This is a genomic window from Candidatus Accumulibacter cognatus (genome assembly GCF_000584975.1).
Taxonomy (GTDB): domain Bacteria; phylum Pseudomonadota; class Gammaproteobacteria; order Burkholderiales; family Rhodocyclaceae; genus Accumulibacter; species Accumulibacter cognatus.
Genome location: NZ_JDST02000110.1, coordinates 1 through 20861, shown reverse-complemented (window position 1 = coordinate 20861; position 20861 = coordinate 1). Strand labels below are relative to the sequence as shown.

The following is a 20861-nucleotide window of genomic DNA, read 5'->3' as shown; positions in this document are numbered from 1 at the left end:
CGAGGTCAAGTCAGCCAACGGTCATGACCTTTTCCCTCTCCCCCGACCCCTCCTCCGCAAGTGGGGAGGGGAGAGTCGTGAGTCGCTGGCGCGACTTTCACATTAAGTATTCTCGAACGGGCAATGCATGCGAGTCCTGCAGCTGTGGTCCTTCTCCTGGCGAATGTTCCGGCGCGACGTACGCGGCGGGGAGTTGCGCCTCCTGGCTGCGGCTCTGGCGGTTGCCGTGGCCGCCCTGACGGCGGTGGGATTTTTTGCTGACCGCGTGCGCCAGGCGCTCGACCGCGAGTCTCACCAGTTGCTCGGCGCCGATCTGTTGCTGACTGCCGATCATCCGTGGCCGCGGGCCCTGGTCGAAGAGGCACGCGCAAGCGGCCTGCAGGTGGTCGAGACACGCACCTTCCCGAGCATGGTGACACGCGGCGAGAGTGACGGGCTGCGTGCGCAGCTTGCCGAGATCAAGGCGGTCGGTGCCGCTTATCCGCTGCGCGGCATCCTTCGCATCGCACCGGCGCTCAATGTTCCGGATGCGCCGGCGCGTGGTGTACCGTCTGCCGGAACGATCTGGATCGACGAGCGTCTGGCCTCGGCGCTGGACGCGCATGTCGGCGACCTGATCGTCGTCGGGCAAAGTGCTTTGCGCCTCGATGCCATACTGACTCTGGAGCCGGATCGCGGCATCAACTTCTTCAGTGTCGCGCCGCGCCTGTTGATGAACCTCGACGATCTGCCGGCGACTGCCCTGCTGCAGGTCGGTAGCCGCGTCGGCTACCGTCTGTTGCTGGCCGGCGACCTGTCGCTGGTGAAACGTTTCCAGCGCGACCTCAAGCCACGCCTGACGCGTGGGCAGCGTATCGAGGACCCGCAGAACGGCCGCCCGGAGATCCGTACCGCGCTCGAGCGGGCGCAGAAATTCCTCGGTCTTTCGGCGCTGCTGACGGTGGTGCTGGCAGCGGTGGCGGTGGCCCTGGCGTCGCGACGCTACGGTCAACGCCATCTCGACCCTTGCGCCGTGATGCGCTGCCTCGGCGCGACACAATCCTTGCTGTTGCGCCTGTACCTGGGCCAGTTTGCCGTGCTCGGCGTATTCGCGGCGAGCATTGGCTGCGCGCTCGGCTACCTCGCCCATTTCGCCTTGCATGCCTGGCTCGCACAGTTGCTGGCGACGCCACTGCCGCCGCCAGGCCTGCTGCCGGCCGTGCAGGGGGTGGCGGTCGGCCTGCTGCTGCTCTTCGGTTTTGCCGTGCCGCCCTTGCTGCAACTCAAGAAGGTGTCGACGCTGCGTGTTCTGCGCCGCGAACTGGGCAATCCGCGCAGTGGTCTGCTCGGCGGCTATCTGCTAGGCTTCCTGGCACTGGCTGGCCTGATGTTCTGGGTGGCCGGCGAAGTCGAGCTGGGTGCCTATGTGATTGGCGGCTTCAGCGCCGCGCTGATCGTCTTTGCTCTGATTGCCCGCCTGGCTGTCCGACTGGCCGCCGCGCTGCGTGGGAGTGGTCGATCCGCCGGCGCGGGCGGAATCGGCTGGCGTTACGGGCTGGCGAGCCTGGAGCGGCGAGCGGGCACCAGTGTCGTCCAGATCGTCGCACTGGCACTCGGCCTGATGGCGCTGTTGCTGCTGACCGTGACGCGCAGCGAGTTGCTCGACGCCTGGCGGCGGAGCGTTCCCCCCGACGCGCCGAACCGCTTTGTCGTCAATATCCAGCCCGACCAGGTCAAACCGGTACACGCGCTGCTGCGGGCGCAGGGCCTGGCGGCCGAGCTGGCACCGATGGTGCGCGGACGATTGACGCGCATCAACGGCGTCGAAGTCAGTGCCGAAAGTTACACGGACGATCGCGCGCAGCGCCTGATCGACCGTGAGTTCAATCTGTCGATGCGCGCCGATCTGCCGGAAGGCAACCGACTCAGTGGCGGGCGCTGGTTTTCTCCCGCCGAAGTCGCCGGCCGGGAGGGTGAAGCGGCAGCATCGGTAGAGGATGGACTGGCGAAAACACTCGGACTGTCCGTAGGCGATCGCATCGATTTCGTCGTTGCCGGCGAAAAGGTCAGCATGACGGTGATTGGATTGCGCAAGGTCAACTGGGACACCATGCGCGCCAATTTCTTTGTCCTGACGCCGCCGCCGGTTCTGCAGGGCTACCCGGCAAGCTGGATTACCAGTATATATCTTCCCCCGGAGAAGGCGGAATTCGTCAATCGACTGATTCGCGAATTTCCCAACCTCACGGTCATCGACGTTGCCGCGATTCTGCGCCAGTTGCAATCGATCATGGATCAGGTAGCGCGGGCGGTGCAATTCGTATTTCTGTTCACGCTGGCTGCCGGGGTCATCGTGCTCTACGCGGCGCTGGCTTCTGCGGCTGAAGAGCGGCGCTACGAGCTGGCGGTGATGCGCGCCCTCGGGGCGCGTCGGGAACAGCTCAGGCGGGCCTTGCTGGCCGAGTTTGCCGCGATTGGTGGACTTTCCGGGCTGATTGCCGCGCTTGGAGCCATCGCTGTCGGCCAGTTTCTGGCGCGCCAGGTGTTTCGCTTCGAAGTAGCGGTGGATCTGTGGCTGTTGCCGGCAGCGATCTGCGCTGGCGCCTTGCTGGTCAGCGCCGCCGGCTGGTTTGCCGCCACCAGATTGCTGCAGAGCGCACCACTGGAAGCGCTGCGCAGCGGCAGCGCGTGACCTCTGCTGACGATCCAGAAACATCGCCGCGGAATGTTCAACCCCTTTGGTAGAATGTCTTGTTACCCCAGTCCCGGTTGCGCCCAACCCAATGACCCGCAAGATGCTGCTCAGCTTTGCCCTGCCGTACGCCAACAGCGCGATCCCCCTGGATCACCTGGCCGAGTATATGCAAGCCCACATCCGGATACATTTCCGGAAGATGAGCGCTCAGAAGCCGGTTCGCCTATCACTCGGCAGCCGGCAGGTGCTTGCCGGCATCCAGGCGACTGATGATCCGACCGCGCTCGCTGCAGCATGAACATGCGCCCGCGCTCACGCATGCGGGTTACGCCGAAGGTGCTGTTCTACGCGCTGCTCGACGTTGCTGGCATGCTGGTTCTCGCGAGTGGCGCGATGTGGCTTGCGCGGGGTCAGACGCTGTTCATTCCCGATTTTCCGACCAGCACGCCAAGCGCAGTGCTTTCCGTCATCGTCGGCATCGCCTTGATGGTCTGGGCTGTCGCCGGCATCCTGCGCGAGCTGATCGCACGGCCGACGGACCAGCGCGCAGTTGCCGATCGCGAGTGACGCGGCTGGTGACACCCCGGTAGCCGGAGTCACGCCAGGTGCGCAGTCGGTCCGGAAGCCGGTTGATCAGGAGTTCGCCCTGCTCGGCCTGGAAATCGTTCAGGTCGAACATGCTGCCCTGGTTCTGCAGGCCGATCGGCACCTGCGGCACGTCCGACCTGAAGAGGTGGCGGCCGAGCGCATGTCCCGGCAAGTCCAGGTTGCCTGGGAGTCGGTAGCGTAGTGACGGGCCGGCCCGCCGTAAGAGGGAGTTCAGAAGGGGATTGTCGGCAGACGCCACGGACGGTGACACCGGTTGCGGGGTGAGCGCATTCTTAGCTCCCCCAGATAAATTCTCAGATCTTCAGAGACTCCTAGCCTCGAAAAGTGTGCATCGAAACGCGGAACACTTTTTGCTGACCGCTTAACAGTCCCGCCTACGGACAAGCTTCCTGCAGCAGCGCGGAAGGCAGCGTGATGCTCCGGAGAACTGCTCCAGATTCGCCCGTACAGCCCCCGGAGCGCTCCCGCAGGGAAGGCGAAAACCTTAGCGTTGACAATACGTTGTAGTGTATAGCAAAGTGCGTGCCACTGGCAATGGCATACCTGCCCGACAGCCATGTACCCCTTCCCGTCACACTCCATCATTCATCTCCAAGAGGCTCCAACAATGAAAATCAAGACGCTTCTCTGCAGTGGATTCGCCGCTGTCTGTACGGTCATGGCAGTTCAGGTGGTCATCGCTTACTGGCAGCTCAACCTGATCAACAAGGCGGTCGACAATATCGTCCGGGTGAGTCGCAACGAGTCAATGTCGCGTGAAATTGCCGAGCGAGTTAACGGCATGCGGCGTTATGAACTCGGGGCATTGGTCACCGCCGATGAACGCGACCAGCAACTGGAGCGTGCGACCAAGGCCGGCAAGGAAAACACCCAGTTGGCGGAAGAACTCGAGAAGTATCAGCGCAACCCCGAAACCCGGCAGATTGCGGCCAACATGCGCACGCTGAATGAGCGCTACGTGCGCAGCCACGAGCAGGCGGTTGCGTTCGGCAAGGAAGGAAGTCTCGATGCAATGCGCGATCTGATCCAGGGAGAGGCGCGCAAAGCACAGCGCGAGTTGGCCGCGGAAAGCGAGAAGTTCATCAAGATTCAGCAGGAGCGTAAATTACAAGCCGAGCAAGCGGCCGAAGCGGCACACGAGTTGGCGGAAAAACTGTTGATCGGGCTGCTGCTCTCGGGAGTGGCGATCGCAATCGGTATCGCATTGCTGGTCACGCGGCGGATCACCGGCCAGCTGGGTGGTGAGCCCGAATATGCCCGGCAACTAGTGCAACGCATCGCCGACGGCGACCTGAGTCAGGATCTCGCGCTGCAAAGCGGCGACACGCAGAGCCTGATGGCGCACCAGCAGCAGATGCAGTTGCGACTGCGGACGATATTGAAGAATATCGGCAGTACCGTGATCAGCACCGAGGACGCTGCGCAGACACTGGCCGGGTCTTCACAGCAGGTGGCGGCCGCCTCGCGCTCGGCCAGCGATTCGGCAGCCTCGATGGCGGCGGTGGTAGAACAGATGTCGGTGAGCATCAGTCAGGTGGCAGACAATGCCCGCGATGCGCTGAAAACGGCAAGCCATGCGGCTGAACTGTCGGACAGCGGCGGCGGCGTGATCGAGCAGGCGACCAGCGCCATCAACCACATCGCCGACACCGTCCGCCAGACATCCGAAGCGATGCGTACCCTCGAAGAAAGCGCGAAGCGCATCTCTACGGTGGTGCAGGTGATCAAGGAGGTGGCCGATCAGACCAATCTGCTGGCGCTGAACGCGGCGATCGAGGCGGCCCGAGCCGGCGAGTCGGGCCGTGGCTTCGCGGTCGTCGCCGACGAGGTGCGCAAGCTCGCCGAGCGTACCGGCAAGGCCACCAACGAGATCAACAACATGGTCCAGCAGATTCAACACGAAACCCGCAATTCCCTCGACTCGATGGAAACCGCCGTGCAGCAGGTCGATCGTGGCGTCGAGCTGGCCGGATCGGCCGGCGAAGCGATCCGCGACATTCGCAGCAGCGTCGATCAGGTGGTCTCCGTGGTGAACGACATCGGCAGCGCCATTCAGGAACAATCGATCGCCAGCCAGCAGATTGCCCAGCGTGTCGAGCAGGTCGCGCAGACATCCGAGGAGAATAATGCCGCGGCCGAAGAAACCGCCAGCGCGGCGCGAACCCTCAGCAATCTGGCGGGAGGCCTGCGCAATACCGTCGCGCAGTTCAGGACCTGAGAGGCTGCGAATCAACCTACCGCGCGGCCGATCCGCAGTATTGCTCGTTCTCTCCTGCCTTTCTTCAGGCTCCTGAACAATGGTCGAACCCGACCGGTTGTCCTTGAGTGAACGGTGAACGGCCATGACTTTCCCCAGGGTCCATGTCGTTTCGTGGGGAAACGGGGTATGGGGGCAGGGATCGAGGGAGCAGCGATGTCCGGCGGACGTAGTCCGGGCAAAGCCAAGCCCTTGACATCACCGCCTCCTTGGCAACACTTCCATCAGGCCGATATTGGCAGGCAACTCGAACCCGCAAGGGAAACAGTATGACTTACTGCTCGGCGTGGTGTCGCGCGGCGACATTCTGCGCAGTTTGTAAGGTCTTGAGGCGTCGAGAGACTAAGCGCCACGATCGCTGAATCGCCATGTCCCGGCTTTTGGCGCGTTCCCCATCTTGATGACCACACTGGAGACCCTATTCATGAAAACCTGGATTCTTTCCGCCCTGGCCGCCGGCGCCTCCGTCTTGTCGATGAGCGCTGTTGCGCAATCGTCTGCTGCCCAACAAGTTGATCCGTCGGCCTTCATCGACCAGTTCGAAGCCACCTTCGGCAAATACGAAGGCTATCGGCGCTCGGGTGCGAAGGGGATCTGTGCGCTGGGCGAATTCGTCGGCACGGCCGATGCCCGCGCCCTGTCCACCGCCTCGGCCTTCAGCGGCAAGCCGATCCCGGTGCTGGTGCGATTCTCGGTCGGTGGGGCCAACCCGAAGGCCGCCGACAACACCAGGACCCAGCGCAACCTGGCGCTCCAGTTCGATCTGCCCGACGGCGAGCAATGGCAGATGGGCAACATTTCGGCACCGGTGTTTGCTGCCTCGTCGCCGCAGCAGTTCTTCGCGCTGGTGGCGTCACGACAGCCCGACCCCGCCACCAGGCAAGCCGATCCGGCCAGGGTCAAGGCCTTCAACGACGCCAACCCGGAAGTGCTTCTGCAGGGCAAGCACTTCGCGTCGCAGCCCGTTCCGGCAAGCTTTGGCAGCGTCAACTACTGGGGCGTCCATGGCTATGGCTTCGTCAATGCCGGTGGGGTGAGGCAATATGGCAAGTGGGTCTTCGAGCCCGTCGGTGGCGTTCAGGGACTGACCGACGAGGAAGCCAAGGCCAAGGGCCCGAACTTCCTCTTCGATGACCTGCGCCAGCGCGTCAAGGACGGCAAGGTGGCATTCCACTTCAATCTCGAGTTGGCACAGCCGGGAGACCGGATCGACAACGCCACGGTACCGCTGCCCGAGGGCCGCAAGAAAGTCACGCTGGGCACGCTGAAGGTCACTTCGGTGTCGCCAGACGCCGGCGGCGCTTGCCTGAACATCACCTACAACCCCATGGTCATGCCCAGGGGTGTGCTGCCTTCGGCCGACCCGCTGCTCGAGGCACGTGCAGCGCCTTACGCCGTTTCGCTGGGACGTCGCCTGAGCGAAGGCGCCAAGCAGCAGTAAGGCTGCTGCGCCTCGCCGCAAGGCCGCCGGCGTCATCGAAACCAGGAAGTGGGCCGCGACGCTCACCGGCAGCGAGCGCCGGCCTTCGCCACCGGTAGCGGCACGATGGGCTTGCCGCGCTTCTCCGCCAACAGGAACTCCACCCGCACCCATTTGCTGGTGTTGGCGACCGCGGAGACCAGGGTGACGACGGCGTAGGCTCGCTCGATGCCTTCGGCAATGGCCGCCTCCCATACCTCACCGCCAGTGATTTCGCTGGTGTCGAGCCAGCAGTCACGGCCAGCGCGCCGCAGTTCGGCCACCAGACGACCGGCGATCTGCCGGTCGCTGCGCGCGTAGCTGATGAAAATCGCCGGACCGGGCGTGCACTCATGCCGGGTGTCGATCCTGCGGACCCTTTCCGGTCAACCCGCGTCCGGAAAGTCGGCACCGAGCGAAACCTCCCGCCAGGTCGCCATCTCCGCCGAAAACTCCTTCAGCTTGACGGCGGTCAGTTCGAGCGCCGGCCGGCCAAGCAGCAAATGCAGCGGCGCCTGCGGCGCTTCGACCGCCCGAATGATCGCTTCCGCACCGCGCACCGGGTCGCCCTGCTGCCTGCCACTGTAGCTTTGGATGACGGCCCGGCGGGCGCCCGCGGACGAAGCGTAGTCGGCGATGGCGTTTTTCGGCATCTTCAGTGACCGGCCCGCCCAATCCGTGCGAAACGGGCCCGGCTCGACGATCGTCACCTTGATGCCGAGCGCCGCGGTTTCCTTGGCCAGGGCCTCGGACAGTCCCTCGACGGCAAACTTGCTGGCGTTGTAGTAGCCGATGCCCGGAAAACCGACCAATCCGCCCACCGACGAGATGTTGACAATGTGGCCGCGACGGCGGGCGCGCATCCCTGGGAGCACGGCCTTCGTCATGTTGGCCAGGCCGAAGACGTTGGTCTCGAACATCGCCCGGACTTCGTCGTCCTCGCCTTCCTCGACCGCCGACAGATAGCCGTAGCCGGCGTTGTTCACCAGCACATCGATCTGCCCGAAGCGTTCTTCGGCCTGCCGGACGACGTCTGCGATCTGCTGCGGAACGGTCACGTCGAGGGCGGCGACCAGGGCGTTCCCGGCCGGGACAAATTCGTCGAGCGTTGCCGGATTGCGCGCCGTCACGACGACGCGGTAGCCGCGCTGCAGCAGCACTCTGGAGAGTTCGCGGCCGAAGCCGGTCGAGCAGCCGGTAATCAGCCAGACGGAGGGGGTGGAGGTCATGGTCAACTCGCGAGATATGTTGTGGGTCAGGATAAGATACCCGATCCGCCGTGCGAATGGTCGTCTTTGTCGCACACCGCTGGCCAGCGCTTGCGTGCGCAGTCCTTGTATCGATTAGTCGTTGTGCTTCTTCACCCTGGCCACGACGATGAATACGATCATGAGCAAGATAAGGCAGGGCAACAAGGAACAGAAGAAGCAGCCGCTGTTGACTCCCAAGGAAATGCGATCCGCCAAACAGGCCGAGAAGCGTGCGACGGACATCGGGCCACTGGTTATCCACGGAACCGCTGCACGGGTGACGGGCCAGCCCTGCGGTTCAACGGCCAGGCAGACTCAAGCGGTGGAGCCGCAGCGGGATGCCGTTCAACATGACGACAAAGTCACTCGCGTAACGTACCAGATAGGCGGATAACTTGCCCTGCAGGTGCTGGATGTGATCAGCCGATTTGAGCGCCGAGATACCGTAGCTCAGAAGAGCCACATCCAAACGATTCAAGGGGGTACTCACCGACTGAGCCCAAGGCCTTGATGGACGAATGCCAAAGGGCGTCTCCCTGTTCGATGACGCCTCACGTCTGCTTGCCCACAGCGCCTTCTGCCCCGGTAAGAGGCGCTCGACATCGAGAACGGGCTCAAGCGGTGCCGCGATCAGTGTCTGTCCAAATTCGACGAGCACCACCTCATCGGCTCAGAAAGGCAAGTCCTTCGGGAAAGCAATCAACTCGTCGTGATCAACCTGATCGAGCGCCGCGGCGCCGAGTATGCGGCTGTTCCAAGCGTAGTTGAGCTTGGCGTAGACCGCCGGAATCGCTGCCGGCAACAGCTCCGCGATGGCGTCCGGATCGGCCTCGACTTCTTCAATCGCGCTTTCGAGCGTTTCGAGTGCATCGGTAAGCGTTGCGAGAACCCATTCGGCGTCCATGGTGTGCTCCTTGTTTCGTTCTCATGCCCTTCTGACAGGAGGTCATTCCCTCCGGGATGGCGGTCGACTTTGACGCAGTGTACCGCGAACTGATCGCCCCGGCCATCGCGGCAGCGGGCATGGAGACACTGCGCGCCAACGCGGAGGCCACCGGCTGCGGCGTCCACAAGCCGATGTTCGAGTACCTGATCTTCTGCGATTTCGCCATCGCCGATCTCACCGGCACCAACACCAACGTCTTCTACGCCGAAGGCTGGAGTCAGGTGCTTGGCTCTGTGCGTGCATAGCGCCAATGGCGTCACGGTGTCGGCATAGCAGGCTGGAGTATTGCCATTGTCCCAGCACTCGATAGCGGATGGCGAATCACCTGTCTGAACGGTCGTCCAGGGCGTTCGCAAGGGATGACTCAGCTGGGCTGGCCTGAGTGATCGGCGATCGGCAGCTCCGACTCCGGTTTGTTCAATGCGTGCAGAACCCTGATCGCGGCATAGGCGTCGTTGGCTGCGTAGAGCAGTTGATTGGGGGTCAGTTTCGGAGCAGCCCAGTTTGACGTGGTGACGCTCCGCGACTTTCTGAGCCGCTGATTAAAGACGATGGCCACCGCCGCCCGCACCCCTACTGCCTTCCGATAACCGTCACGACGGAAGACTACGGTCAGGTCAAGCACCGATCTGGTGGTGATGCCGAGCTTCCTTTGCAGTCCCGCACGGTCGGACTTCAGCTCGAAGCCGACCTTGACCAGGTCGGTCGCCTCGAGCAGCTGGCCAAGAACCGCGTGGCAGTCGACCCGGTGCAACTGGAAGATGTACGCCGTTTCCAGAGTCGTTAGCTGGACGACGTGCGGGCCTTGCGAAACCTCGCCTTTCCTGAAGGTCGGCCTGGACTCCGTGTCAAAGCCAAGGAAGCGATGCTGCGCGAGGTCAGTCGCAGCAGCTGCGAACTGCGCCTTCGTCTCCGGTACGCAGATTCTTTCGAGTGACAGACCGGGGAATGACGCCAGGAGCGCCATCTCGGCCGTCGTCGGTGCGACGCGTGGATCCTGCATGCTGGAAACCTTTCAAGAAACGAATGACGATCAGGGCGCGTTTCGGTGGTTGCGACATCGGGAACTCCTGGGGGGGCTTGACCGTATGGGGCGATTATTCGCCAGGCAGCCGCAGTGATCAATTGCGTTGGGTTAGTATTCGTCACCCCATATCTCAGGAGACTTGCAACCATGACCACGCTTTTCAGCCCGCTCAAGCTTGGCGCCCTGACTGCCCCGAACCGGATTTTCATGGCCCCCCTGACCCGCTGCCGGGCCGACGCCGAGCACGTGCCCACTGCATTGATGAGCGAATACTACGCCCAACGAGCGACTGCCGGGTTGATCATTGCCGAAGCCACCATGGCGATGGAGAACAACTCCGCATTCTGGAGGGAGCCCGGAATACACTCTCCCGCCCAGGTGGCCGGCTGGAAGCGGACCACCGATTCAGTGCACGCCGCCGGCGGCCGAATCTTCCTGCAGATCTGGCACGGCGGCCGCGCGTGCCATCCACTGCTGAACGGTGGCGCCCAGCCGGTGGCCCCGAGCGCGATTGCGATCACCGGTGACGAGGTGCTGACACCGCAGGGCAAGCAGCCCTACGTCATCCCGCGTGAACTGCGCGACGACGAACTGCCAGGCATTGTCGCCGGCTTTCGGAAAGCGGCCGAAAATGCCCAGGCAGCGGGCTTCGATGGCGTTGAAGTCCACGGCGCCAACGGCTACCTGCTCGACGAGTTCCTGCGCGACGGCGCCAACAAGCGCTCGGGTCCATACGGTGGCTCGCTCGAAAACCGGGCTCGCCTGCTGTTCGAAGTGATCACAGCCGTCAGTGGCGTCTGGGGCAGCAACCGGGTCGGCCTGCGCCTTTCGCCGCTCAACAGCTACAACAGCATGATCGACAGCGACCCGATCGGACTCGTCACCTGGCTTGCCGAACGGCTCAACGATTTCGCCCTCGCCTACCTGCACGTGATGCGCGCCGACTTCTTCCGGCAGCAGAGCGGTGACGTGCTGACGCCGGTGCGGGCGAACTACCAAGGGACGCTGATCGGCAACATGGGCTACACCGCCAGCGAAGCGGCGCAGGCCATTGGCGAAGGAAGGCTCGATGCGGTTGCCTTTGGCACCGGCTTCCTCGCCAATCCCGATCTGCCGGCACGAATCCAGGCCGGCGCAGCGCTGAACAAGCCCAATCCGGGGACGTTCTATACGCCGGGACCGGAAGGCTACACCGACTATCCGGCGATGACCGCCTGATCCCTGGCGCCATGAACAACCTCTTCGCCAACATCCCTCGCGACCTGCCCGAAGAACTCTGCGAGATCCTGGCCCGGAGCGACGCCGTCCACATCGAGCGTATCGTCTCCCGAGGCCACGTCTCGCCTGAACCATTCTGGTATGACCAGGAGCGCAACGAATGGGTGCTGCTTGTGCAAGGAGCTGCTCGCTTGGCTTTTGCCGACGGTCATGAAGTCCGCCTGGGCCCGGGCGACTGGCTGCTGATCCCGGCACACCAGAAACACCGGGTGGCGTGGACGGATCCGCAGGCGGAGACGGTCTGGCTGGCAGTGCATTACGCTCGTCAGTGACATGCTGCCCGGACAATCGCCGAATTCCTGAACCGTCACTACATCACCCCAGCGAAGAACGAAAGCGTACCCCGAGCCGGCGTAGCGTTCTTTCCGCGGCCAGCACACCGCGGTACTGTGCCTCCTCAAACAGCGAAAAGCCACTAACGTCGGCGTGTGCGAAGCGCAGGCGTTCGCCGTCGATGGCAAATTGCTGGCGCGCCGCACCGGTAATCAGACCGGGCAAGGGACGGGCCATGGCATGGCCATTACGAAAGATATCCAGGCGAGTCGTCAGTTGCCGGATGTCGGGGTGCGGCTGCTCGAGTTCGGCGAGGATCTGTTCGGCCCAGATCTCGCGTGGCGTGTCGCGTAGCGCTTCGCGGCCCCGTTGCGGGCTCATGTCGTCGAAGGCCCGGTAACAGGTGAACACCGTTGCCCCCGGTCGCAGGCGCATCTGCTGGTGCGTCGCCACCACATAACCCAGGCTGGCACCGCCGTAGAGGACGTTGTCCCAGGCCGGTGCTGCGCCGACACGGTCGTCGGGGAAGCGCGACAAGGTCAGGTTGGCAACCAGCCAGGGCGCGTAGCTGTAGCTGCGAGCGGCGGCGTGCAACGCGGGTTGTCCGGCGAAGACCTGGGGAACGAGAAACAAGGGCGCGGCCCAGATCAGTTGTTCGACGAGCAGGCGCAGCGTCCGGTCTTCGCCTGGCAGGAACAGATCGACGGCGATCGGACGGCCGCGCGCAGCGGTAGCGACATGGAAGACCAGCGCATCCGTCAGCAAGCGCTCGCCAACGCGCGCCTGGATCGAGCGCAGCATGCCGGCCACCAGCCAGGCGTTGCCTGCCGGTGCGGTGAGCACGGTTTCGCTGCCTGCGTTCTGCGCCTCGCCGTCGCGACACGCAAAATAGTGAATGCCGGCCCAGGCCGAGACCGCCGCGCTGCCGGTTCCATAATCATCGCGGCAGGCGTAGTTGACGTACCAGTGCAGATGCGGTGAATCGAAACCCTGCGTGAGCAGCCAGTCGCGCATGCTGATCCGGTCGAGCGCCAGCAGCTCGGGAGCGCGGCTCGACAGCGCCATCGGCAAGGCGAAGGCACGTCGCCCGAGGCCATCGCGGCGGAGCCTGAAATCCTCCATCAATTCGCCGAACTGCTGATACTGGTGGCGCTCGGCGGCACTGACCCCGGTCTGCGGCATCAGGCCTTCCTGCCAGCGGCCGTGACGATAGAGTCGTTCCTGCGGCGTCGCACACAGGTAGCGCTCGTCATAGACCGGCTGCACGGCGCGCGGATCGCCCTGCAGCACACCCAGCTCGGCGAGCAACTCGCGCACCGCTGTCGCCTCGCGTGTCGGCAGTGGCAGGTAATGCGCGCCCCAGGGATAGGCGCTGACGGCGTTGCTCCCGGCGCGCGAATTGCCGCCAGCTTCGCTCTCGAGTTCAACGATCAGGAAATCGGCGAAGCCCGACTGGGCGAGTTTCCAGCCGGCGGCGAGTCCGCCGATGCCGGCGCCGACGATCAGCACCGGTACCTGCCTGGTCTCGCCGGGCGGAGCGAAGTTCCGCGCACGCAGCCGATGCCCCAGGTCGAGCGAAGCCCCGAGCAGATCGCCAGGCGGCAAGGGGACTGGTGCGCTGCCGCAACCAGTGAGCGAAGCTGCACCAGCTGCGGCAACTGCGGTGAGGAAATCGCGTCGATCCATCAGCGTATCACCTGCCGCCACTCGTGCTCGAAGTAGCGGACCAGTACCTGGTTGTTGAGCCGGTTCACCTCGGCCTCGACGCGCGCCATGTCCTTTGGAAAGAGAAACAGGGCCGGCGTCGTTTCGGGGCTCAGGAAGCGGGTTTCGACGGCGTAGAACTGCGGTGGCCGATAGTCGCGGCGACCGGCAAGCACGAAACCCCATTCACCGAACGACGGCACCAGAGCGTGGTAGGGGGTGGCGACCAGGCCGACGCTCTCCAGCGTCGTGACGACGCACCAGAAAGATTGTCGTGCATAGAGTGGCGAGGTGGACTGGACGACCATCAAGCCCCCTCCCGCCAGGTGCTTTTCGAGCAGGCGGTAGAAAGCGGCGCTGTAGAGTTTGCCGATCGCAAAGTTCGACGGATCAGGGAAATCGACGACGACAAAATCGAAGAGAGCGTCGTTTTCCTCGAGCCACTGTAGCCCGTCGGCATTGACCACCTGCACCTTCGGCGAGTGCAGCGAGTCCTGATTGAGTTTGCGTAGAGGTGGCGCACTTGCGAAGAGGCGGGTCATCGCCGGGTCGAGGTCGACCAGCGTCACCGACTTGATCTGCGGGTACTTGAGAATCTCGCGCAGGGCCAGCCCGTCACCGCCGCCCAGCACCAGCACGTGGCCTGCTGTCGGCAGCGTGGCCAGCCCCGGATGGACCAGTGCCTCGTGATAGCGGTACTCGTCGCGCGAACTGAACTGCAGATTGTTGTTGAGATGGAGGCGCAAATCATCCTTCCAGCGTGTGACGACGATGCGCTGATACGGCGTATTCTCGGCATGCACGATTTCATCGGCGTAGAGATGCGCTTCAGCCAGTGAAGTCAGTTCGCCCGCCGCGGCAAATGCCGCGAGCAGCGCCAGCAGCGAGACAGCACCCTGCACGCGCAGCCAGCCGGCGTTCTCCAGTTGCTGGCGAAACAGCCACCACGCCCAGAGCGCCACCGCGACGTTGAGCAGGCCGAACAACAGACCGCTGCGCATCAGCCCGAGATGCGGTACCAGCAGCACGGGAAAGAGAATCGAAACGGCAAGCGCACCGAGATAATCGAAGGTCAGCACCTGCGAGACGAGATCCTTGAATACCAGGTCGCGCTTGAGGATGCGCATGATCAGCGGAATTTCCAGCCCGACCAGCACGCCGATGGCGACCACCGCCAGATACAGCGCCAGCTTGAACGGTGCCGGCGACCAGGCGAAGATGAAGAACAGCGCCGCTGCCGAAAAGCCACCGAGAACGCCGACCAGCAACTCGACCTGAATGAAGCGCGCCACCAGCTGTTTTTCGATGTAGCGCGACAGCCACGAACCGATTCCCATGGCAAACAGGTAGGTCCCGATGACCGTCGAGAACTGGGTGATCGAGTCGCCGAGCAGATAACTCGCCAAAGCCCCGGCGATCAGCTCGTAAGCCAGCCCACAGGAAGCGACTATGAAAACGGAAAAGAGCAGCGCGTGGTTCATCATCGGGACGGGTCAGCGATTCACAGGCCAACGGGCAAGGCGCCCGCAGGCCATTCTATTCCGAAAAGCGAATCCTGCCGCCAGGCGCAGGAGGTCCACCGACGGGCGAGCAGGCAGCCACCCGCCAGCCAAAACGGCGGCGTAGCTCGCCAGCCCCGAATTGCGTTACCATGCGCTCAACAAACAAGCCAGAGAAGTCCTGGTCGGGCGAATCGTGGTTCACGCTCGTGCCCCCGGAGAACCCTGGATTCGGATGACTATACGATGAACCCCAACGAGCCCGAAATGGCCCGTCCTGTACTGGCGGTGCTGTTCCTCTGTGCGCTGATCGCCGCTTCGGTCTGGATCCTGCGCCCGTTTCTGCCGGCACTGATCTGGGCAACGATGGTCGTCATCGCCACCTGGCCCCTGCTGCTGCGGGTGCAGCGACGCCTTGGCAATCGCCGCACTCCGGCAGTGATCGCCATGACCCTCCTGGTCCTGCTGATTCTGGTCGTTCCGCTGTCGCTGGCGATTGCCACCCTCGTCGATAATGCCGATCGGATCGTCGAATGGGGAAAAGACCTGACCGAGTTCAGACTTCCATTGCCACCGGCATGGATCGGTGAGCTGCCGCTGGTCGGCGCACGTGCCGAGGAGGCCTGGGCGCAGCTTGCGGCAGTCGGCACGGCAGAACTCGCCGCCAAGGCAGCTCCCTACGCGGGCAACCTGACCAAGTGGTTCGTCAGCGAAATAGGCAGCTTCGGACTGGTTTTCGTTCAGTTTCTGCTCACCGTCGCGCTGTCTGCGATCCTCTATGCCTCTGGCGAGCGCTTCGCTGCCGGCGTACGGCGTTTCGGCCATCGTCTCGGCGGTGCACGTGGCGAGAGCGCAGTGGTGCTGGCCGGTCAGGCGATTCGCGCCGTGGCCCTCGGGGTCGGCATTACCGCATTCGTACAGTCGATCCTCGGCGGTATCGGCCTGGCCATCGCCGGCCTGCCGTTCGTCCCCGTCCTGACCGCACTGATGTTCATGTGCTGCATCGCGCAGCTTGGACCGGCGCTGGTTCTCGCACCCGCCGTATTCTGGCTGTACTGGAGTGACAGCAGCGGCTGGGGCACCTTTCTTCTCGTCTGGGCGATTTTCGTCGGCACCATGGACAATTTCCTGCGTCCGCTCCTGATCAGGCAGGGCGCCGACCTCCCCTTGCTGCTGATCCTCGCCGGCGTCATCGGCGGCATGCTGGCCTTTGGACTGGTCGGCATTTTCGTCGGCCCGGTCGTTCTGGCCGTCGCCTATACCCTGCTCGAAGCGTGGATCAACGAGCGTCCGTCCGCTGCAGAGGAAGCGGAAACGGCAGCAGGCGTGGTGGCCGTCATCGAGTCACCAGACCACAGCCAACCACCGGCCTCATGACGATCCGAGAGCCAGCCGGCAGGAACGGAAGAGTTGGTACGACATGACATGTTAAGATCTTCCTCCTCTTCTCCGTCCGATTGGTGTTCGCCATGTTTTCAGGAATCATTGCCGCTGTTGGCCAGATCACCCACATCACCCCACGTGATGACGGGGCCGCAACCGTCCGTCTGACGGTCGACGCCGGCCGGCTCGGACTTGATGATGTCGGGATCGGCGATTCGATCGCCTGCAGCGGCGTCTGCCTGACGGTGGTCGACAAACAGGACAATTGCTTTTTCGTCGATGTCTCGCCCGAATCACTGGCGTGCACCGTGGGTCTCGCGGCGCCTGGTCCGGTCAACCTCGAAAAGGCGCTGCGCCTGGCTGACCGCCTGGGCGGGCATCTCGTCTCCGGCCACGTCGACGGCGTTGGCGAGGTGCTGCGTTTCGATCCGGTCGGCGACAATCGTCTGCTTGAAATCCGTGCGCCGGAAAGTCTCGCCAGATACATCGCACGCAAGGGCTCGATCAGCGTCGATGGGGTCAGCCTGACGACCAACTCGGTCGACGGAGCGGCCTTCAGCATCAACCTGATCCCGCACACGCTTGCATCCACCACACTTGGATGCCTGCAAACCGGCAGCCGGGTCAATCTCGAAGTCGACCTGATCGCGCGCTATTGCGAAAGGCTTCTGGACCCCCCAATGTTCGCTGGGGCGCATCGGTGACGATAAAAGGCGGCGAACTCGCCCTGCTCGTTGACCGCGATGCCCTTGGCAAAGCGCTTGCTCTCGCTTGATTAACATGGATTCGAACCCGTAGCGGATGACGACGAAGCGACCGAAAACCGGCCAGCCAGTGAGGACACCGTCGCGTTATGGGCCACCGCATCATGTGGCACCAGCAGATATTTCCACGGCTTGCCGCCCTGTGCCTGCGAATAATCGCCGGCTTTCTTGCACCACGTTGCCTCCGCCTTGGCCTTCACGTCGCTTGCTTCCATGTCCTTGGCCGCTTTGCTCTCGATAATCAGGTTGTGGTCGGCAGTTGCGGCAACGAAGTCCGGCACGTACTCGGGTTGGTTGGCGCCGAACCAGTAGGAAATGTTGAACTGCCCGGCCACCGGTTGGAACCTGCGCAGCGTGTCGCGCTCCGGCACATAGGCGAGAACACGCTCGGTGTCTGAATGAAACCTCTGCAAAGGATAAGCGCACTTGCTGAACCCGCCATAGACGATCTGCGCGATCTTGCCCTTCTCGTCGGGTGTCTGATGCAACGGCAGGACGTTACCTCGGCGCTAAAGGCGCAGTTCTTGAGCGGCGTGAAGCACTGGCTGATGACGACCTTGGATTCCGAAATATCCTCGTAGTAGTGCAGCGCCATTCGCAGTTGGATGTTCCCGGCAATGGTCTTGCCGTAGTTGCCGAGGATGTTGTGCAGCTCGTCGTCGGTTTTCAGGTCTCGGGCGTGCGAGAGCGGGATAACGTCGCTTGCGGAAATACCCATGATGACCTCCGATGCAGCACTAGATGTGCAGTATTTTGTACATCAAACGCACCAGTAGTCAGAAACGAAAGTGAAAACTGCGCGGCTCATTGGGGTGTTTAGCCGGGAAATAACAGAATGAAGACAGCTCGCGATATGGCGATCCACCGTGCCACCGTGACAACGCTGCGCCTGTCATGAGGGAAGAGGATATAATGCCGGGTACCTGTCTTTACTTCCGGACGTCCTGTTGTCTACTGCCCTCCGCTGGTTGATCTATCCGATCGTGGTCGTTCTCGGAATTGCGGCGATCGCCATTGCGATGGTGGTCATCATCCTCAGCCTGACCTACCCGAACCTGCCATCGCTGGAGATTCTGACCGATTATCGGCCGAAGATCCCGCTGCGGGTTTACACTGCGGATGACTATCTGCTCGGCGAGTTCGGTGAGGAGCGCCGTGCCGTAGTCCGCATCCAGGACGTTCCGGAGATCATGAAACAAGCCATCCTGGCGGCAGAGGACGAGCGCTTTTATCAACATGGCGGCATCGATACGCTGGGCGTCCTGCGTGCGCTGCACGCCAACCTAGTGAGTGGCGGCAAGCGCCAGGGCGCATCGACGATCACCCAGCAAGTCGCCAAGAACTTCTTCCTTTCATCGGAAAAAACCTATACCCGCAAGCTCTACGAAGCACTGCTGGCGTTCAAGATCGAAAGCAATCTCAGCAAGGACCAGATCTTTGAACTGTACATCAACCAGATCTTTCTCGGACAGCGCGCCTACGGTTTCGCCGCTGCCGCGCAAATCTATTTTGGCAAACCACTAGCCGACCTGACCGTCGCCGAAGTCGCCATGCTTGCCGGACTACCGAAAGCACCCTCCGCTTACAACCCGGTAGTCAATCCAAAGCGTGCCCGTGTCCGCCAGGAGTATGTCCTGCACCGGATGAACGAGCTCGGCTTCATCACCGACCGGCAGTACCAGGCTGCACTCAATCAGGCCTTGGTCATTCGGCGGGACGTCAGTGAAACGCCAATGCACGCCGAGTTTGTCACCGAAATGGCCCGCCAGATAGCCGCTGAGCGTTTTCCCGATGACGTCTATACGCGCGGCCTGCGTGTGTACACGACGATCCTCAAGGATGATCAGGAAGCGGCTTACCTCAGCGTTCGCCGCGGGGTGATGGATTACGACCGCAGGCATGGTTACCGCGGTGCCGAGGCCTACGTCGATATTGGCGAGATCAAGTCGGAGCAGGACGAAACACTGGATGAATTGCTGCTGGATTTCCACGATCCGGACGACCTGCACCCGGCCATCGTGCTGCAGGCCGACACCCGGAAGATTCGTGCCTACCGCCGTGGCGGCGAGATCGTCACCATCAGCGGCGACGGCCTGAAATTTGCGGCCCGAATGATTGACGAGAAAGCACCGCCCAACAAACGCTTGCGTCGTGGTGCGATCATTCGTGTTCAGACTGACGAGAAGAACAACTGGCGTATCGTCCAGATGCCGGAAGTGGAAGCCGCTTTCCTGGCCGCAGATCCTCACGATGGTGCGATCCGCGCGCTGGTTGGCGGTTTCGACTTCAACCGCAACAAGTTCAATCATGCCACGCAGGCATGGCGACAACCCGGATCGAGCTTCAAGCCCTTCATCTATTCGGCCGCACTGGAAAAAGGCTTCACCCCCGCGTCCGTAATCAATGACGAACCAATCAGTTTCCCCTCTGCCGTGACCGGCAGCCAGGCCTGGGAACCCAAAAACTACGACGGCAAGTACGAAGGCCCGATACGCATGCGCACCGCGCTGGCCAAGTCGAAGAACATGGTCTCGATCCGGCTTCTGCAGGCGAGCGGCGTACACTTTGTCCAGGACTACGTGACCCGATTCGGCTTCGCAGCCAACAAACATCCGCCCTACCTGACCATGGCCCTGGGTGCGGGCTCGGTGACACCCTGGGAAATGGTGACCGCCTACGCCGTTTTTGCCAACGGCGGCTATCGCATTCGACCCTATGTCGTGCGCGAGATCCAGGATGACAAGGGGCAGGTGCTTGCGCGCGCGGAACCGATCACCGCCGGCGAGGAAAGCCTGCGCGCAATCGACCCGCGCAACGCTTACCTGATGGACAGCATGCTGCGTGACGTCACCATTTATGGAACGGCCGCGCGTGCTTCGGCGACGCTGAAGCGTCGGGATCTCGCAGGCAAGACGGGCACCACCAATGAACACGTCGATGCCTGGTTCTGCGGTTACCAGCAAACGGTCGTCGGCTGTTCGTGGATCGGCTTTGATCAGCCGCGCAGCATGGGCGCGGGTGAGACTGGTGGAACGGCCGCCCTGCCGGCCTGGATCAGCTATATGGCCAGAGCGCTCAAGGATGCTCCGGAGGCTTTCCTCCCGGCTCCCGAAGGACTCGTCTCGGTGGCTTCACCGGGAGGCAGCAAGGGCCCGGCCGAAGAACTGTTCTATCAGGAGAACGCGCCAGCCGAACTGGAACCTGCACCGCCCGTCGACCAAAGCAGCAAGCCGGAGGACTGACCGGCTCCCGTCAGCGGGAGAGAGATGTCCCTGATCCTGGATCTCCTTCATGTGAAAGTCGCTTGCGCGACTCACGAATCTCCGCCTCCCCTCTTGCGGAAGATCGACTGTGCACTACTTCCTTCCTCCCGCAGCGCGGGATCAGCGACACTTATTCAAGAGGTCAACGCCTTCATCTGCTGACCTTTCAGCCTTGGCGGGAGCAGCGGGCGCCCAGTCAACTGATCAGCCGCTGCGAATCAGGCCCGCCTGTCCCATGCGAGAGTCGGGCAAACATGGAGGTCGCAATGAAAGTGATGATGGTTGTGGAAGGCGATGGTTGCGCACTGCTGATCCAGCCGGAGGATGAGGAAGGCCGGGCACTGCTGGCCGCTTTTGGAGTCACTGGCGAGTTCAAGACCCGGCTCCGCAGTTCGGTGGAATTACCTATACAGAAATAGGTAACAAATGACTTTCACTGTCTGGTGTAATGGGCTGTAGAATTCGAGCATTGCTT

Annotated in this window: 21 protein-coding genes; 13 read left to right on the top strand and 8 right to left on the bottom strand. The window is 62.7% G+C overall.

Going from position 1 to position 20861, the window contains the following annotated elements:
• Positions 1-127 precede the first annotated feature (127 nt).
• The 6 genes from AW06_RS18015 (at position 128) to AW06_RS17990 (ending at position 6981) form a co-directional block, all read left to right on the top strand.
• Complete coding sequence (locus AW06_RS18015; protein ID WP_034953056.1) at positions 128-2671, top strand: FtsX-like permease family protein; 2544 nt, start codon at positions 128-130, stop codon at positions 2669-2671.
• 91 nt (positions 2672-2762) lie between these two features.
• Positions 2763-2972, top strand: coding sequence for a hypothetical protein (locus AW06_RS18010; protein WP_034953053.1), 210 nt, complete (start codon positions 2763-2765; stop codon positions 2970-2972).
• Positions 2973-2974: 2 nt separating this feature from the next.
• Positions 2975-3241, top strand: a complete 267-nt coding sequence (locus AW06_RS18005; RefSeq protein WP_034953050.1) for a hypothetical protein — start codon at positions 2975-2977, stop codon at positions 3239-3241.
• Complete coding sequence (locus AW06_RS18000) at positions 3225-3464, top strand: hypothetical protein (RefSeq protein ID WP_034953047.1); 240 nt, start codon at positions 3225-3227, stop codon at positions 3462-3464. Before AW06_RS18005 ends, AW06_RS18000 begins: the two co-directional genes overlap by 17 nt.
• Before the next feature lie 426 nt (positions 3465-3890).
• On the top strand, positions 3891-5501 hold the full coding sequence (locus tag AW06_RS17995; protein WP_273704865.1) for a methyl-accepting chemotaxis protein: 1611 nt from the start codon (positions 3891-3893) through the stop codon (positions 5499-5501).
• 463 nt (positions 5502-5964) lie between these two features.
• Positions 5965-6981: a catalase family peroxidase gene (locus tag AW06_RS17990; RefSeq protein ID WP_034953043.1), complete on the top strand. Its 1017-nt coding sequence runs from the start codon at positions 5965-5967 to the stop codon at positions 6979-6981.
• 62 nt (positions 6982-7043) lie between these two features.
• Here AW06_RS17990 and AW06_RS17985 read toward each other — a convergent pair whose 3' ends face one another.
• The 4 genes from AW06_RS17985 to AW06_RS17975 form a co-directional block, all read right to left on the bottom strand.
• The gene (locus AW06_RS17985) at positions 7044-7325 is read right to left on the bottom strand and encodes a toll/interleukin-1 receptor domain-containing protein (protein WP_273704867.1); all 282 of its coding nucleotides are present in this window, start codon (positions 7323-7325) and stop codon (positions 7044-7046) included.
• Between the two features lie 60 nt (positions 7326-7385).
• Positions 7386-8228 (bottom strand): oxidoreductase, encoded by an 843-nt coding sequence (locus tag AW06_RS17980; RefSeq protein ID WP_034953037.1) that lies wholly within the window; start codon positions 8226-8228, stop codon positions 7386-7388.
• A 319-nt stretch (positions 8229-8547) separates the two neighbouring features.
• Positions 8548-8727 carry a hypothetical protein gene (locus tag AW06_RS21130; RefSeq protein ID WP_046535284.1) on the bottom strand — a complete coding sequence of 60 codons (180 nt, stop codon included), beginning with the start codon at positions 8725-8727 and terminating at the stop codon, positions 8548-8550.
• A 192-nt stretch (positions 8728-8919) separates the two neighbouring features.
• The gene (locus tag AW06_RS17975; RefSeq protein WP_046535285.1) at positions 8920-9153 is read right to left on the bottom strand and encodes a hypothetical protein; all 234 of its coding nucleotides are present in this window, start codon (positions 9151-9153) and stop codon (positions 8920-8922) included.
• Between the two features lie 56 nt (positions 9154-9209).
• On the opposite strand from AW06_RS17975, the gene AW06_RS17970 reads away from it, so the two are divergent.
• Entirely contained in the window at positions 9210-9440 is a 231-nt protein-coding gene (locus AW06_RS17970; protein ID WP_034953035.1) for a hypothetical protein, read from the top strand.
• Positions 9441-9559: 119 nt separating this feature from the next.
• Here AW06_RS17970 and AW06_RS17965 read toward each other — a convergent pair whose 3' ends face one another.
• The gene (locus tag AW06_RS17965) at positions 9560-10198 is read right to left on the bottom strand and encodes a 3'-5' exonuclease (RefSeq protein WP_034953032.1); all 639 of its coding nucleotides are present in this window, start codon (positions 10196-10198) and stop codon (positions 9560-9562) included.
• A gap of 171 nt (positions 10199-10369) precedes the next feature.
• Between AW06_RS17965 and AW06_RS17960 the strand changes: the two genes are divergently transcribed.
• Together AW06_RS17960 and AW06_RS17955 are read left to right on the top strand one after the other, a co-directional pair.
• Positions 10370-11440 (top strand): alkene reductase, encoded by a 1071-nt coding sequence (locus AW06_RS17960; protein WP_034953028.1) that lies wholly within the window; start codon positions 10370-10372, stop codon positions 11438-11440.
• Between the two features lie 11 nt (positions 11441-11451).
• On the top strand, positions 11452-11772 hold the full coding sequence (locus AW06_RS17955; RefSeq protein ID WP_034953025.1) for a cupin domain-containing protein: 321 nt from the start codon (positions 11452-11454) through the stop codon (positions 11770-11772).
• Between the two features lie 43 nt (positions 11773-11815).
• On the opposite strand, the gene AW06_RS17950 is transcribed toward AW06_RS17955, so the two are convergent.
• Positions 11816-13459: an NAD(P)-binding protein gene (locus tag AW06_RS17950; RefSeq protein WP_034953022.1), complete on the bottom strand. Its 1644-nt coding sequence runs from the start codon at positions 13457-13459 to the stop codon at positions 11816-11818.
• Positions 13459-14958: a polyamine aminopropyltransferase gene (locus tag AW06_RS17945; RefSeq protein WP_046535289.1), complete on the bottom strand. Its 1500-nt coding sequence runs from the start codon at positions 14956-14958 to the stop codon at positions 13459-13461. The genes AW06_RS17950 and AW06_RS17945 overlap by 1 nt, the downstream gene beginning before the upstream one ends.
• Before the next feature lie 264 nt (positions 14959-15222).
• Here AW06_RS17945 and ydiK point away from each other — a divergent pair, with 264 nt between their 5' ends.
• Positions 15223-16353 carry an AI-2E family transporter YdiK gene (gene ydiK / locus AW06_RS17940; protein ID WP_046535286.1) on the top strand — a complete coding sequence of 377 codons (1131 nt, stop codon included), beginning with the start codon at positions 15223-15225 and terminating at the stop codon, positions 16351-16353.
• A gap of 92 nt (positions 16354-16445) precedes the next feature.
• The gene (locus AW06_RS17935; protein WP_034953065.1) at positions 16446-17063 is read left to right on the top strand and encodes a riboflavin synthase; all 618 of its coding nucleotides are present in this window, start codon (positions 16446-16448) and stop codon (positions 17061-17063) included.
• 71 nt (positions 17064-17134) lie between these two features.
• Here AW06_RS17935 and AW06_RS17930 read toward each other — a convergent pair whose 3' ends face one another.
• Positions 17135-17611: a hypothetical protein gene (locus AW06_RS17930; RefSeq protein ID WP_034953016.1), complete on the bottom strand. Its 477-nt coding sequence runs from the start codon at positions 17609-17611 to the stop codon at positions 17135-17137.
• A gap of 459 nt (positions 17612-18070) precedes the next feature.
• Between AW06_RS17930 and AW06_RS17925 the strand changes: the two genes are divergently transcribed.
• Positions 18071-20365 (top strand): penicillin-binding protein 1A, encoded by a 2295-nt coding sequence (locus tag AW06_RS17925; RefSeq protein WP_034953014.1) that lies wholly within the window; start codon positions 18071-18073, stop codon positions 20363-20365.
• A gap of 287 nt (positions 20366-20652) precedes the next feature.
• Complete coding sequence (locus AW06_RS21125; protein WP_273704864.1) at positions 20653-20805, top strand: hypothetical protein; 153 nt, start codon at positions 20653-20655, stop codon at positions 20803-20805.
• Positions 20806-20861: the final 56 nt, after the last annotated feature.

Bases quoted from the DNA above. Each gene is read 5' to 3' on its own strand.
- AW06_RS18015 (WP_034953056.1), top strand. From the start codon at position 128: ATGCGAGTCCTGCAGCTGTGGTCCTTCTCCTGGCGAATGTTCCGGCGC.
- AW06_RS18010 (WP_034953053.1), top strand. From the start codon at position 2,763: ATGACCCGCAAGATGCTGCTCAGCTTTGCCCTGCCGTACGCCAACAGC.
- AW06_RS18005 (WP_034953050.1), top strand. From the start codon at position 2,975: ATGCGCCCGCGCTCACGCATGCGGGTTACGCCGAAGGTGCTGTTCTAC.
- AW06_RS17995 (WP_273704865.1), top strand. From the start codon at position 3,891: ATGAAAATCAAGACGCTTCTCTGCAGTGGATTCGCCGCTGTCTGTACG.
- AW06_RS17990 (WP_034953043.1), top strand. From the start codon at position 5,965: ATGAAAACCTGGATTCTTTCCGCCCTGGCCGCCGGCGCCTCCGTCTTG.
- AW06_RS17980 (WP_034953037.1), bottom strand. From the start codon at position 8,228: ATGACCTCCACCCCCTCCGTCTGGCTGATTACCGGCTGCTCGACCGGC.
- AW06_RS17975 (WP_046535285.1), bottom strand. From the start codon at position 9,153: ATGGACGCCGAATGGGTTCTCGCAACGCTTACCGATGCACTCGAAACG.
- AW06_RS17970 (WP_034953035.1), top strand. From the start codon at position 9,210: ATGGCGGTCGACTTTGACGCAGTGTACCGCGAACTGATCGCCCCGGCC.
- AW06_RS17965 (WP_034953032.1), bottom strand. From the start codon at position 10,198: ATGCAGGATCCACGCGTCGCACCGACGACGGCCGAGATGGCGCTCCTG.
- AW06_RS17960 (WP_034953028.1), top strand. From the start codon at position 10,370: ATGACCACGCTTTTCAGCCCGCTCAAGCTTGGCGCCCTGACTGCCCCG.
- AW06_RS17955 (WP_034953025.1), top strand. From the start codon at position 11,452: ATGAACAACCTCTTCGCCAACATCCCTCGCGACCTGCCCGAAGAACTC.
- AW06_RS17950 (WP_034953022.1), bottom strand. From the start codon at position 13,459: ATGGATCGACGCGATTTCCTCACCGCAGTTGCCGCAGCTGGTGCAGCT.
- AW06_RS17945 (WP_046535289.1), bottom strand. From the start codon at position 14,958: ATGAACCACGCGCTGCTCTTTTCCGTTTTCATAGTCGCTTCCTGTGGG.
- ydiK (WP_046535286.1), top strand. From the start codon at position 15,223: ATGAACCCCAACGAGCCCGAAATGGCCCGTCCTGTACTGGCGGTGCTG.
- AW06_RS17935 (WP_034953065.1), top strand. From the start codon at position 16,446: ATGTTTTCAGGAATCATTGCCGCTGTTGGCCAGATCACCCACATCACC.
- AW06_RS21125 (WP_273704864.1), top strand. From the start codon at position 20,653: ATGAAAGTGATGATGGTTGTGGAAGGCGATGGTTGCGCACTGCTGATC.